The organism is Amycolatopsis sp. NPDC004747, from assembly GCF_053601335.1.
Window position 1 is genome coordinate 60,558 of the sequence record NZ_JBSGBQ010000043.1, and the last position, 12,988, is coordinate 73,545.

Annotated in this window: 12 protein-coding genes; 7 read left to right on the plus strand and 5 right to left on the minus strand. The window is 70.9% G+C overall.

The annotated features are described in order from the left end of the window. Position 1 precedes the first annotated feature (1 nt). Genes ACWEGE_RS41930 through ACWEGE_RS41940 form a run of 3 tightly spaced genes read right to left on the minus strand, consistent with a single transcriptional unit; the run spans position 2 to position 2,939 of the window. Positions 2-874: an ABC transporter permease gene (locus ACWEGE_RS41930; protein ID WP_449666060.1), complete on the minus strand. Its 873-nt coding sequence runs from the start codon at positions 872-874 to the stop codon at positions 2-4. Then, complete coding sequence (locus ACWEGE_RS41935; protein WP_449666061.1) at positions 871-1,845, minus strand: ABC transporter ATP-binding protein; 975 nt, start codon at positions 1,843-1,845, stop codon at positions 871-873. Before ACWEGE_RS41935 ends, ACWEGE_RS41930 begins: the two co-directional genes overlap by 4 nt. Next, positions 1,842-2,939 carry a LolA family protein gene (locus ACWEGE_RS41940; protein ID WP_449666062.1) on the minus strand — a complete coding sequence of 366 codons (1,098 nt, stop codon included), beginning with the start codon at positions 2,937-2,939 and terminating at the stop codon, positions 1,842-1,844. Before ACWEGE_RS41940 ends, ACWEGE_RS41935 begins: the two co-directional genes overlap by 4 nt. Positions 2,940-3,087: 148 nt before the next feature. Here ACWEGE_RS41940 and ACWEGE_RS41945 point away from each other — a divergent pair, with 148 nt between their 5' ends. From ACWEGE_RS41945 to ACWEGE_RS41955, 3 genes are all read left to right on the plus strand, one after another. Then, on the plus strand, positions 3,088-3,804 hold the full coding sequence (locus ACWEGE_RS41945) for a response regulator transcription factor (protein WP_167455136.1): 717 nt from the start codon (positions 3,088-3,090) through the stop codon (positions 3,802-3,804). Next, positions 3,801-5,120 (plus strand): sensor histidine kinase, encoded by a 1,320-nt coding sequence (locus ACWEGE_RS41950; protein ID WP_449666063.1) that lies wholly within the window; start codon positions 3,801-3,803, stop codon positions 5,118-5,120. The genes ACWEGE_RS41945 and ACWEGE_RS41950 overlap by 4 nt, the downstream gene beginning before the upstream one ends. A gap of 163 nt (positions 5,121-5,283) precedes the next feature. After that, a complete protein-coding gene (locus ACWEGE_RS41955; RefSeq protein WP_449666064.1) occupies positions 5,284-5,673 on the plus strand; it encodes a (deoxy)nucleoside triphosphate pyrophosphohydrolase in 390 nt (129 codons plus the stop codon). Here the strand turns inward: ACWEGE_RS41955 and trpS are convergent. Continuing rightward, on the minus strand, positions 5,666-6,631 hold the full coding sequence (gene trpS, locus ACWEGE_RS41960) for a tryptophan--tRNA ligase (RefSeq protein ID WP_449666065.1): 966 nt from the start codon (positions 6,629-6,631) through the stop codon (positions 5,666-5,668). The genes ACWEGE_RS41955 and trpS overlap by 8 nt on opposite strands. 215 nt (positions 6,632-6,846) lie before the next feature. Here trpS and ACWEGE_RS41965 point away from each other — a divergent pair, with 215 nt between their 5' ends. After that, entirely contained in the window at positions 6,847-7,146 is a 300-nt protein-coding gene (locus ACWEGE_RS41965) for a YciI family protein (RefSeq protein ID WP_449666066.1), read from the plus strand. Here ACWEGE_RS41965 and ACWEGE_RS41970 read toward each other — a convergent pair. Continuing rightward, entirely contained in the window at positions 7,143-7,292 is a 150-nt protein-coding gene (locus ACWEGE_RS41970; protein WP_166641800.1) for a hypothetical protein, read from the minus strand. The two genes, ACWEGE_RS41965 and ACWEGE_RS41970, sit on opposite strands and share 4 nt — an antisense overlap. 193 nt (positions 7,293-7,485) lie before the next feature. Between ACWEGE_RS41970 and typA the strand changes: the two genes are divergently transcribed. From typA to ACWEGE_RS41985, 3 genes are all read left to right on the plus strand, one after another. Further along, the gene (gene typA, locus ACWEGE_RS41975; RefSeq protein ID WP_449666067.1) at positions 7,486-9,411 is read left to right on the plus strand and encodes a translational GTPase TypA; all 1,926 of its coding nucleotides are present in this window, start codon (positions 7,486-7,488) and stop codon (positions 9,409-9,411) included. Positions 9,412-9,788: 377 nt separating this feature from the next. Then, positions 9,789-11,525, plus strand: a complete 1,737-nt coding sequence (locus ACWEGE_RS41980) for an ABC transporter family substrate-binding protein (protein WP_449666068.1) — start codon at positions 9,789-9,791, stop codon at positions 11,523-11,525. Between the two features lie 290 nt (positions 11,526-11,815). After that, positions 11,816-12,988, plus strand: a 1,173-nt coding sequence (locus tag ACWEGE_RS41985) for an ABC transporter substrate-binding protein (protein ID WP_449666069.1), incomplete at its 3' end; no start/stop codon positions are given.

Below are 12,988 nucleotides of genomic sequence, written 5' to 3' on the forward strand. Positions count from 1 at the left end.
CTCAGCCGTCGCGGGTCGAAAGCCGGGCGTACGCCAGCGAAAGCCCGATCACGATGTAGCAAGCCGCGCGCAGAGCGCCCTCGCCCAGCATCTGCGTCCCCATCGGGTCCTGCAGCACCTCGGCCGGTGCCATCGACCAGTTCTGCGTCAACAGGAACGGGTGCAGCCAGTCCAGCGACGTCAGGAACCCCAGAATCGTGAACACGATGTCGCCCGCCAGCACCGAGGCCACCACGAGCATCGGGTGTTCGGTCCAGCTGGAGATGGCCAGCGCCACCGCGCCGACCGCCCACAGTTGCAGCACCACCCAGCCCGCGACCAGCAGAATCCTCGCCAGCGCGCCGCCCAGCGACAGCGTCGTGCCCGACAGCGTGAACAGCGAATCCGTGCCGTTGATGACGAGCCCGGTCACCACACCCGTCACGCACATCGCCAGCACCGAGACCACCGACACCGTCGCGACGCCGAACGCCTTGACCGCCAGCAGGCGGCCCCGCCCGACCGGCGCGATGAGCCAGCCGCGCAGCGTTCCGTGGGACGTCTCGCCCGCGATCGCGTCCGCGCCCGCCATCGCCGACGCCAAGGGCAGCAGCAGCGCCAGTGACATCACGATGGCCGCGATCGGCAGCACGAACGCGTTGTTGACCGCCGACGCCAGCAGCGCGCCGTCGGGATTCGGGCCGCCGGCGTCGGGCGTCCCGCTCACCAGCGTCAGGCCGATGCCGATCACCACCGGGATCAGCGCCAGCAGCCCGAGCACGGCCAGCGTCCGCGGCCGCCGGAAGATCCAGCGCAGCTCCGCCGTCAGCAGCCGGGTCAGCGGGACCGTGTCGTGGCCCGTGCGGGTCGCCGGTGCCTCCAGTACCGCGGTCATTCCGCCCCCTCGGTCAGCCGTGCGAACAGGTCTTCCAGGCCGGTGCGGGCCCGCGTCGCCTCGTGGACCGCGACCCCCGCGCCCACCAGGACCTGCAGCACCCGCGGCGCCTCGGCCGCGGTGAGGTCGGCCCGGATGCCGTCCGGCGTGAGCCGGGCGCCGATCCGGTTCTCCCGCAGCACTTCCACCGCCTGTTCCGCGTCCGGCGTGCGGACCAGCAGGGCCGCGTTCCCGGACTCCAGCAGCTCCGCCAGCTCGCCCTGCGCGACGACGTTCCCGCTCTGCAGCACGGCGACGTGCGTGCAGGTCGCCTCGACCTCGGCCAGCAGGTGCGACGACACCAGCACGGTGACGCCCTCGGCGTGCAGCTCGGCGACGATCCTGCGGATCTCCCTGGTACCCGCAGGGTCGAGGCCGTTGGTCGGCTCGTCGAGCACGACCATCTTCCGCGGTACGAGCAGCGCCGAAGCGAGCCCGAGCCGCTGCTTCATGCCGAGCGAGTAGCCCTTGTACCGCCGGCGCGCCGCGCCGGTCAGGCCGACGCGCTCCAGCGCCGTGTCCACCGCGGACGGGATACCGGCCGACGTCAGCCGCGGTTCGGCCGCGGCGAAGCGCAGCAGGTTGTCGCGCCCGGACAGGAACGGGTGGAAGCCCGGCCCTTCGACCAGCGCGCCGACGTCCGGCAGCGCGTGCGCGGCGGCGTCCGGCATCGGACGGCCGAGCAGCTCGACCTCGCCCTCGGTCGGCCGGACCAGGCCGAGCAGCATGCGGATGGTGGTCGTCTTGCCCGAGCCGTTCGGCCCGAGCATCCCCACAACCGCGCCCGCCGGGATGTCGAGGTCGACGTGGTCGACCGCGACGGTGCTGCCGTAGACCTTGCGCAGTCCCCGGGTCCGCGCGGCGAGCGGAACCGCCGGGGCGGAGGCCTCCGAAGAAACCTCCGCCCCGGACTGGACAGCCGTGCTGGTCACTTCTGACCCAGCGCTTCGTACAGGACCTGCTCCGGCACCGCACCGGCGGCGAAGCGGCCGTCGTCGGTCAGCACGGCGCTGCCGACCTTCGTGGTGAACAGGTAGCCGCTGCCCCAGGTGCCGTTGACCTTCTTGCCGAACCGCTCGAGCAGCGCCTTCGGGTCGGCGTTGGCGCCACGGCCCTCTCGGCCGGACTGCTGCTTCGGCGCCGCGTTCAGCGCGTCCGCCGGGACCTTGCCGGTGACGACGGTGTCCCAGCCGTCGCCGACGATCTTCGTGTCCTGCTTGGCCTGCTCGGCCAGGTCCTTGTGCTGCTGGTCGATCGTCGCCGTCTTCTCCTGCACCTTGGCGCCCTTCGGCGGGGTGAAGGTGAAGAGGTCGGCCGGCTGCTGGGTGAACTCGATCTCGGTGAACGCGACCTCGAGCGCCGGCGTGGCCGTGCCGTTGCTCAGCACCGACACCCGCAGCGGCATCCGCGTCTGCGAGTCGACCGCGACGCGGATCTCGCGCAGCAGCGTCCGCTCGGTCGGCTTCGGCGTCAGCACCAGCTCGTAGGCCGGGCGGCCGGCGACGGACGCGGTGCCGTCGACCGACACCGTGCTGCTCTCGCGGACCTTCGCGAGCAGTTCCGTCGACGCCGCGAGCGGGTCGGCCGTCTTGTCGCTGCCCGCGCCCTTGCGCTGGGCCACGTCGGCCGGGACGGTCAGCTTGGTCGCGGTGTTCGTCTTGGAGCTGTAGTCCCAGACGGTGGTGCCGTCGTGGACCACGGTCTCCTGGCTCGCGCCCTGCGTGACGGCCAGCCTGCTCTTGCCGGCGCCGTCGGTGAAGATGTGGGCGGAGTCCATGTTCAGCGCCTGCGCGCCCGGCACCGCGTTCCCCACCGCGGGCAGGCCCAGGTCGTTGCTCACCTTCAGCGTGCCGTCGAACGCGCCCGGCTTCGCCTTGACCACCGACTGCACCAGGTCCTCGGCGCTCACCTGCGGCAGCGCCGGCTTGTCGTCGGCACTGGCCGGCATCGCGACGAACGCGAGCCCGCCGGCACCGAGCGCGGTGCCGAGGACCGCGGCGGTGATGCCCTTCGTCTTCGGTTTCATGCGTCTCTCCCTGTGGTGTTCCCGGGCTCGAGTGTGCCCGGCTCCCTGGCACCGACGCTTCCCTCTCGAGGCTGAGATACCCCTGAAGGTTCTCCCCCCGACACTGAGATCGCGCTGAGAACCGACGCACGACCTGCGCAAACCGGCCATGATGAGTCTCGTGAAACCTCGGGTGCTGGTGGTCGACGACGAACCGGGCGTGCGGAAGGCGCTGCAGCGCGGCCTGCGCGCGGAGGACATGGACGTGGTCACCGCCGCGGACGGGCCCACCGGCCTGCAGCTGGCGAGCACGGGCTCGTTCGACGTCATCCTGCTCGACATCATGCTGCCGGGCCTGTCCGGCTACCGCGTGCTGGAGCGGCTGCGCAAGGACGGCGTCACCACGCCGGTGCTGCTCGTCTCGGCCAAGGACGGCGAGATCGACCAGGCCGACGGCCTCGACCTCGGTGCCGACGGCTACCTCGTCAAGCCGTTCTCGTTCGTGGTGCTGGTCGCGCAGGTCCGCGCGGTGCTGCGCCGGGCCGGGCCGGAGGCAGGCCGCGGGACGCTGCGGCTCGGCGCGCTGGCCGTCGACCGCGGGCTGCGGCAGGTGCACTGGCACGACGAAGAGGTCGGGCTGAGCCCGCGGGAGTTCGCGCTGCTGGAGGTGCTCGTCGGCCGGGCGGGCACGGTCGTCACGAAGGACGAGCTGCTGCGCGCGGTCTGGGGCGAGGAGCAGGCCGTGACGCGCAACCTCGTCGAGGTCTACGTCGGTTACGTGCGCCGCAAGCTCGACGCGGTCGGGGCCGGCGCGCTGCTGCGGACCGTGCGGGGGCACGGCTACCTGGCCTCCGACGCGCAGCTCGACGAGGTCATCACGCCGTGATCTCCTGGTGGCGGGGCCGGACGCTGCAGGCCCGGATCACCGTGCTGGCCGCCACGATCACCCTGGTCTGCCTGCTCGGGCTGGCGGCGCTGGCCGCGTCGAACCTCTCGCCGCGGCTCATCCACTCGGTCGACCGGGAGCTCTCGGGCGCGCTCGGCCCGGCGGCCGACGAGGTGCGCGCGGGCCGTCCGCTGTCCGGCGCGGCGCCGGTGACGCTGCGGGTGCTGGACATCGCGGGCACGCCGGTGGACGGCGGCACCCCGGCCGGGCTGGCGCCCGCGGACGTCTCGGCGCTCAAGGCGGGGCAGCCGGTGCAGCGCGACGGCGCGCGGTACCTCGGCACGGTCGTGAGCGCGCCGGACGGGGCGCAGCGGCTGATCGTCGCCGGGGCCGGCCTGGTCGGGTTCGCCGCCGCGGTGCACTACGGCGGGGTGTGGCTGCTGGTCGTCGCGACGGTCGGCGCGCTGGTCGCGGGCTTCGCGACGTGGCTGGTGGTGCGCCTGTCGCTGCGGCCGGTCGCGCGCATGCGGGGTTCGGTGCGGTCGCTGCCGCCGGGGGCGCGGCTGGCGCTGCCGGACTCGCACGACGAGCTGCGGGCGCTGGCGGAGGAGTTCAACGCGCTGCTGGAACGGCAGGAGCAGGCGGCCGAACGGCTCCGGCGGTTCACCGGCGACGCGGCGCACGAGCTGCGGTCACCGGTGGCGTCGATCCGGGTGCAGGCCGAGGTCGCGGTGACCAACCCGGACCCGGAGCTGTCCCAGGAGACGCTGTCGGACATCCTCACCGAGGCCGAGCGGCTGTCGTCGCTGCTGGACGGGCTGCTGTCGCTGGCCCGCTCGGACGCGGGGGAGGTGCCGCCGGCGGCACCGGTGGAGCTGGTGAGCGAAGTGCGTTCGGCGGTGGCCCGGCTGCCGGCGGGGGCGCCGGAGACGCGGGTGAGCACCGCGGTCGCCCAGGCGTGGGCGTCTTCGGCGCACGCGGAGGTCGAGCTGGTGCTGGACAACCTGCTGCGCAACGCGTGCCGCTACGCGCGCGGGCAGATCGTGGTGTCGGTGCTGGCGTCGCGGACTTCGGTCCGGGTCGTGGTCGACGACGACGGCCCGGGGATCGCGCCCGAGCACCGGGAGAAGGTGTTCGACCGGTTCTACCGGATCGCCGACGACCGCGCCCGGTCCTCGGGCGGGACGGGCCTGGGGCTGGCGATGGTGGCGGAGACGGTCCGGCGCCGGGGCGGCCGGGTCCAGGTGGGCGAGTCGCCGGACGGCGGCGCGCGGTTCGTGGTCGTCTGGCGCGCGGCCGCGGGCGGGGAGGCGTGACGGGACGGTCGGTTCGCGTACCCGGAGGGTCGGATCGCGTGACTGAAGCCGTATCTCGCGTGATTGGGGGCGGATCTCGCGTGATCGGAGGGGGATCTCGCGTGATCGGAGGGGCGACACGGTGTGCGGCCCGCCCGGGGGCTTCCGGGTAAGTTCCGGGACTGTGAACGCTGTGATCGTGGGAGCCGCCCTGGTGCGGGACGGCAAGCTGCTGGCCCAGCAGCGGGCCTGGCCGCCGAAGCACGCGGGGCAGTGGGAACTGCCCGGTGGCCGGGTCGAGGCGGGGGAGTCCGAGGCCTTCGCGCTGGCCCGCGAGTGCAGCGAGGAGCTCGACGTCGTCGTCGAGGTCGGCCGCCGGATCGGGGAGGACGTCCCGCTGCCCGGCGAGAAGGTCCTCCGCATCTACGCCGCGACGCTCGTTTCGCCAGGTGAAGAGCCGCGGGCCGTCGAGCACCGAGCCGTGCGGTGGCTCGGGCCCGACGACCTCGACGACGTCGACTGGCTGCCCGCCGACCGGATCCTGCTGCCGGCCTTCCGCGCGCTGCTCAGTTAGCCCCGATCATCCGCAGGGCCGCGTCGAGCCGGTGGGAGCCGCGCTCGCGAGCCCGCTCCGCGCCCGCCTTGCGGACCCGGTCCAGCTCCGCGACGTCGTCGAGCAGCGCCATCGCCTGGGAACGCAGTGGCCGCAGTTCCTCGATCACCGCGTCGGCGACGGCGTCCTTCACCGCGCCGTAGGAGGTGAACTCGTCGGCGAGCTCCGCCGGCGAGCCACCCCGGCAGGCGGCCAGGATCTCCAGCAGGTTCGCCATCCCCGGCCGGGTCTCCGGGGCGTGGACCGGCACCGAACCGCCGTCGGTGACAGCGCGGCGGATCTTGCGGCGGATCTGGTCGGGCTCGTCGAGCACGAACACCACGCCCACCGCGTCCCGGGCCGACTTCGACATCTTGCGCGTCGGGTCGGCCAGGTCCTTCACCCGCGCGCCGGCCGGCGGCAGCACCGCGCGCGGGACGGTGAACACGTCGCCGTACGTGCCGTTGAAGCGCTTGGCCAGCGTGCGCGTCAGCTCGACGTGCTGGCGCTGGTCCTCGCCGACCGGGACCTCGTCCGCGCCCTGCAGCAGGATGTCCGCGGCCATCAGCGCCGGGTACGTCAACAGGGACAGCCGCACCCCGGCCTGCCCCTTCGACTTCTCCTTGAACTGGATCATCCGCGCGGCTTCGCCGTAGTTGCAGGTGCACTCCAGGACCCAGGTCAGCGCGCCCAGCTCGCGGGCCAGGTCGGACTGGACGAACACCCGCTCGGGATCGATGCCGGCGGCGATCAGCACGGCGAGCTGCTCGCGCGCCAAGGATCGGAGTTTCGCCGGGTTGTGCGGGGTCGTCATGCCGTGCAGGTCGGCGACGAAGTACAGGTCGTCCGCGCCGCCCTCGAGAGCCCAGCGGCGGACCGCGCCGAGGTGGTTGCCGAGGTGGACGTGACCGGACGGGGTGATGCCGGACAGCTTGCTCATCGTGTCTTCCTCCCGGGGTGGGGCCACCCCGGAGAAGGCACGAAAAAGGCCGCCCGTCCGGGGCGGCCGCTGGTGATCAGCGCAGGTCTAGACGGCCGCCGTGGGCGGCCACCAGCTGGACGTCTGCGCGTGCATGCCGTGAGCATAACCGACGACCGTCACCACTCGGTATCGTCCGGACGCGGGATCGGCCGCGCGGGTCTACCGTCTTAACCATGTATGTCGTCCTGCTGAACTACACGGCCCCGATCGAGGAAATCGACCTGGCGCTCCCGGACCACGCCGAGTGGCTGAACAAGCAGTACGAGCACGGCCACTTCCTGGCGTCCGGGCGGCGGAACCCGCGCACCGGCGGCGTGATCATCACGCGGCCGATGGCCCGCGGGAAGCTCGACGCCATCCTGGCGTCCGACCCGTTCTGCGTGAAGCACCTGGCGAAGTACGAGGTCATCGAGTTCTCGCCGACGAAGACCGCGCCGGAACTCAGGCAGATCAACGAGGCCGTGCCCCACTAGGCGGCCAGGTCCAGTTTCGCCTTCTTCAGAGCCAATACCGGGCACTTCTTGCAGCGCGGCTTCGACCGGCAGCACTTCTTCTTGACCTTGCCGGCCTTCATCAGCTTGCGCACGACCTTCCGCGGGTCGTCGTGCTTCTTGCCCACGCGCACGCACCTTCCGGATCGGCGACCTTCACCGGGTTTCCACGTTAGGTCAGCCTAACCGCCCGGGGGGCGTGGGGCCGCTCACACAGGGGTGGCAGGTATCCTGGGTGAGGTCCGCGTGTGACCAGAGCCGGTCACGGATGCCTGAGCGGCTTGCGCGGCCATCCAACCCTTGAAGTTCAGGAGTTCTCGCGTGCCCGCAGCCAGCGCTACCGTCGAAACCGGCCGGCCGACCGGTAAGACCCGGCCCGACCTGCGCAATGTCGCGATCGTAGCCCACGTCGACCACGGCAAGACCACCCTCGTCGACGCGATGCTGCGCCAGTCCGGCGCCTTCGCCGAGCGCGCCGAGGTCGTCGACCGCGTGATGGACTCGGGGGAGCTGGAGCGCGAAAAGGGCATCACGATCCTCGCGAAGAACACCTCGATCCACCGCCAGACGCCCGAGGGCCAGGTGACGATCAACGTCATCGACACCCCCGGCCACGCCGACTTCGGCGGCGAGGTCGAGCGCGGCCTGGCCATGGTCGACGGCGTCGTCCTGCTGGTCGACGCGTCCGAGGGCCCGCTCCCGCAGACCCGGTTCGTGCTGCGCAAGACCCTCGAAGCCGGCCTGCCGGTGATCCTGCTGGTCAACAAGACCGACCGGCCGGACGCCCGGATCGCCGAGGTCGTCGAGGAGACCCACGACCTGCTGCTCGAGCTGGCCAGCGACATCGAGGACGCCGACCACGACGCGATCCTCGACCTCCCGGTCGTCTACGCCTCCGCGCGTGCCGGCAAGGCCAGCCTGGAGCAGCCCGCCGACGGCGAGATCCCCGAGAGCGAAAACCTCGACCCGCTGTTCGACACGCTGCTGCGCCACGTGCCGCCGCCGGCCGCCGACCTCGACGCGCCGCTGCAGGCGCTGGTCACCAACCTCGACGCGTCCAACTTCCTCGGCCGCATCGCGCTGATCCGCATCCACGCCGGCAAGCTGCGCAAGGGCCAGACCGTGGCCTGGATGCGCGCGGACGGCACCACGCAGAACGTGCGCATCTCCGAGCTGCTGGTCACCGAGGCGCTCACCCGCGTCCCGGCGACCGAGGCCAGCGCGGGCGAGCTGGTCGCCATCGCGGGCATCCCGGACATCACGATCGGCGACACGCTCGCCGACTCCGACAACCCGGTGGCGCTGCCCCGGATCACCGTCGACGAGCCCGCGATCTCGATGACCATCGGCGTCAACACCTCGCCGCTGGCCGGGCGCAACGGCGGCGACAAGGTCACCGCGCGGCTGGTCAAGGCCCGCCTCGACCAGGAGCTGATCGGCAACGTCTCGATCCGCGTCCTGCCGACCGAGCGTCCGGACACCTGGGAGGTCCAGGGCCGCGGCGAGCTGGCGCTGGCCATCCTGGTCGAGCAGATGCGCCGCGAGGGCTTCGAGCTGACCGTCGGCAAGCCGCAGGTGGTCCTGCGCACCATCGACGGCAAGCTGCACGAGCCGTTCGAGCGCCTCTACATCGACTCGCCGGAGGAGCACCTCGGCGCGATCACCCAGCTCCTGGCCGCCCGCAAGGGCCGCATGGAGGACATGAGCGGCAACGGCACCGGCCGGATCAAGCTGGAGTACGTGCTCCCGTCGCGCGGCCTGATCAGCTTCCGCACCGACTTCCTCACCGAGACCCGCGGCACCGGCATCGCGAACCACGTGTTCGAGGGCTACTTCCCGTGGGCGGGCGAGATCCGCACCCGGCACAGCGGCTCCCTGGTCGCCGACCGGTCGGGCCCGGTCACCGCGTACGCGATGATCCAGCTCGCCGACCGCGGCACGTTCTTCGTCGAGCCGGGCGCGGACGTCTACGAGGGCATGGTCGTCGGCGAGAACCCCCGCTTCGAGGACCTCGACATCAACATCACCAAGGAGAAGAAGCTGACGAACATGCGTCAGTCCTCCGCCGACGTGATGGAGACGCTGGCCCGCCCGCGCAAGATGGGGCTGGAAGAGGCGCTGGAGTTCTGCTCGGTCGACGAGTGCGTCGAGGTCGCGCCCGAGGTCGTCCGGGTCCGCAAGGTCACCCTGGACGTCAATACCCGCGCGAAGGAGCGTTCGCGCGCCAAGAGCCGCGACAACGGCTGATCCCGGCTTCGAAAAACCTCCCGGTGCGGGTCACCGGGAGGTTTTTTCGTGCCTCTTCCCTTACGCTGGGTCGGCCGGTGGCGAACCCAGCGTCAGGATTTCCGCCGTTCTTCTCCTTATATCTTTATAGGGGTCGCGGCGGCTTCATCGCCTGGCGCCGACCACCGGCGTGAACCGTTTTCGTGTCCGGCCCGTGTTCGTTCCGCCGTTCCGGAACGGTCCGGGAACCCGGACGGCGTTCCGCGCGTCCTTCCGATAGCGCCCACCTTGGGGCGGCGAAGCTGCCCGATCCGGGTATGGGAATCTCGGTTCCGGCGGGAACGGCGGCCGTGGGAGCATGGCTGACCCGATCGGGGCGAAACTGGGAGGAACGGGGCGTGCGGGTGAATCGCAAGGCGGTGCCGGTACTGGCACTCGCGGCCGTGCTGCTCACCGCCTGCTCCAACACCCCGCCACCCCCGGTCGTGTCGTCGTCGGTCGCGCCCGCCTCGACCACCGGCAAGACGCCGTCGCAGATCGTCGTCGGCGTCGACGACGTGCTCGGCGGGTACAACCCGCACAACCTCGCGGACTCGTCCCAGGTGACCTCCGCGCTCTCGCAGCTGCTGCTGCCCTCGGTGTTCCGCCAGAAGGACGACGGCACCACCCAGCTCGACAAGAACCTGATGAAGTCCGCCGAGGTGATCTCGCAGCAGCCGTTCGTGGTGGCCTACGAGATCCGGCCGGACGCCTCCTGGTCCGACGGCGCGCCGATCGCCGCCGAGGACTTCGACTACCTGCGCACCCAGCTGCGCGACCAACCCGGCGTGATCGAGCCCGCCGGCTACCGGCAGATCACCGACCTGCAGTCCCGCGAAGGCGGCAAGCGCGTCGAGGTCACCTTCGCCAAGCCGTACCCGGGCTGGCAGACGCTGTTCTCCGACCTGCTGCCCGCCCACCTGCTCAAGGACGCGCCCGACGGCTGGCGCGGGGCGCTCGCGGCGAACTTCCCGGCCGTCGCCGGCCCGTTCTCGATCAAGAGCCTGGACACCGCCCGCGGCGAGGTGATCCTGGAGCGCAACGAGCGCTACTGGGAGAAGCCCGCCGCGATCGACCGCATCGTGCTGCGCCGGTCGGACCAGAACACCCTGCTGGCCGCGTTGCGCAGCGGCAACGACCAGTTCGCGCTGGCGCGGACCACCGGCGCCGAGCTCAAGCTGCTCGGCGAGCTCGGCTCCTCGGTGCGGCTGCACACGGTGGCCCGCCCGCTGGTGGCCGACGTGCTGCTGCGCCCGGTCAGCGCGACGCTGCAGGACGCCCAGGTCCGCGCCGGGGTGGCCGCGCTGATCGACCGCACCAAGCTGATCACCGAGGGTGTCAACGGCGGCCCGTCGTCGCAGCTGCACGCCGACGCCCAGGTGACGGCGCCGTCGGTGAAGGGCTACGCGGCGACCATTCCGCCCGGCCCGCCCACCGCACCCGACGTCGCCAAGGCCGAGCAGTCGCTGACGGCGGCCGGCTACACCAAGACCGCGGGCACCTGGCGCAAGAACGGCCGGGCGCTCTCGCTGGTCATCGCCTCGCCGATGGCCCAGGAGCCGTACGCGACGATCGCCAAGGAGCTCACCGGCCAGCTCGCCGCGCAGGGCATCGAGGTCAACGCGATCACGCCGCAGCCGCGCGACCTGTTCAGCGGCCTGCTGGCGATGCCGGTCGTCGGCGGGGTCCAGCAGCCGACCGGCGACGCGGCGGGCAACGTCGGGATCGACATCGCCGTCGTCCCGCAGGCGGCCGGCGGCGACACCGCGTCGGTCCTCGCGTCGACCTTCGGCTGCCGCCCGGAGCAGACGGCCGCGGACGCGGACAAGACCAAGCCCGTCGTCCCGGGCAATTCGGCCGGCTTCTGCGACCCGGCGCTGCAGCCGTCGATCGACGCGGCGCTGTCCGGGGCGACCTCGGCCACCGAAGCGCTCACCACTCTTGAGCCTGAACTTTGGCGCCAGAACGTGGTGATTCCGCTGTTCCAATTGGCTGACACCCTGGCGATCGGGGCGGGCATCTCGGGCGTCACCCCGGGTCCCCCCATGGTGGGCCCGTTCGGGTCCGCGGTGAACTGGACTCGCGGCCCGAAGTAATCGGTTGGCTACGCATTCAGTACTACCGGGTGATCTTTACCAACGCCTTCGAGTGGGACGTTGTGAATCCATGAGGTAACCGTCGTATTTCTGGATGTCGACTGGAAGTCACCCTTTGGTCACGATCGACCCTGAACTGGTGACTGTCGGTGCTTTTCCTTTCTAGCGTGCTCCCGCAGTGCGCCAGTTGAGTGTCGCTTGGCGTGTCGTAGGCTCCGGCCCAACCAAACCGGAGCGGTGTGGGCCCTTGTCCCGATATTCAAGGGCTCAGTGCTAGGAGGGCACACTTCATGAGGAGATCCAAAGCAGTCTCCGCTTTGTCGCTCGTCGCCGGCGCTTCGCTGTTGCTGAGCGCCTGCAGCAGTGGTGATTCGGGCTCGGGGAACACGGACCAGAACGGATCATCGACCGACGTCAAGGCGATGGCTGTCGGCAAGGCCGAGACCGGTGACCTGTTCAAGCTCGCGTCCACGCCGGGCTACGACGGCACGGTCACGATCGGTATCGACGACGGGTACTCGGGGTACAACAACCAGACCCCGGACACCAACAGCTCGTACAACAACTACGTGCTGGCCGCGGTGCTCTCCGGTACGTTGAAGCTCGACGGCAACAACAAGATCCTGCTGAACAACGACGTCTTCGAGTCGTGGGACGTCACGCAGAAGGACCCGCAGCAGGTCACGTACAAGATCAAGCCGAACATCAAGTGGTCGGACGGGCAGCCGTACGACTGCAAGGACATGTACCTGGCGTGGCTGTCGCAGAGCGGCTTCGCCAAGGGTCCGGACGGCAAGAACCCGTTCAACTCGGCTTCGACCACCGGTTACTCGCTGATCAAGACGGCGACCTGCAAGGACCCGCTGACCTTCGTCACCGACTACAGCGAGCCCTACCTCGACTACAAGGGCCTGTTCAACGCGCCGGCGATCATGCCCGCGCACGTCCTCGAGAGCAAGACCGGCATCGCCGACATCACGAAGCTGGCCCCGACCGGCGACCCGGCCCAGATCAAGGCCGCCGGTGACTTCTGGTCGAACGAGTGGAAGGGCTTCAAGGCGGACATCATGCCGTCGTCGGGCCCGTACAAGATCACCGCGTTCGACGCCAACCAGAAGGCCGTCACCCTGGAGAAGAACCCGCAGTGGGCGGGTGGCAAGGGTGGCCCGTCGAAGATCATCGTCCGCGCCATGGAAGACACCAAGGCCATGGCGACCGCGCTGCAGAACGGTGAGATCGACGTCGCCGCGTCGACCCAGCCGGACGCCACCGCGGCCCAGACGATGAAGGGCCTCGCGGCGCAGGGCGTGACCTACGGTTCGGCCTCGCAGCTGACCTACGAGCACCTCGACCTGAACTTCAAGCGCATGTTCGCCGACAAGGACCTCCGCAAGGCGTTCCTGGAGTCGGTCAACCGCAAGGAGATCACGGACAAGCTGCTCAAGGAGGTCCAGGCGGACGCG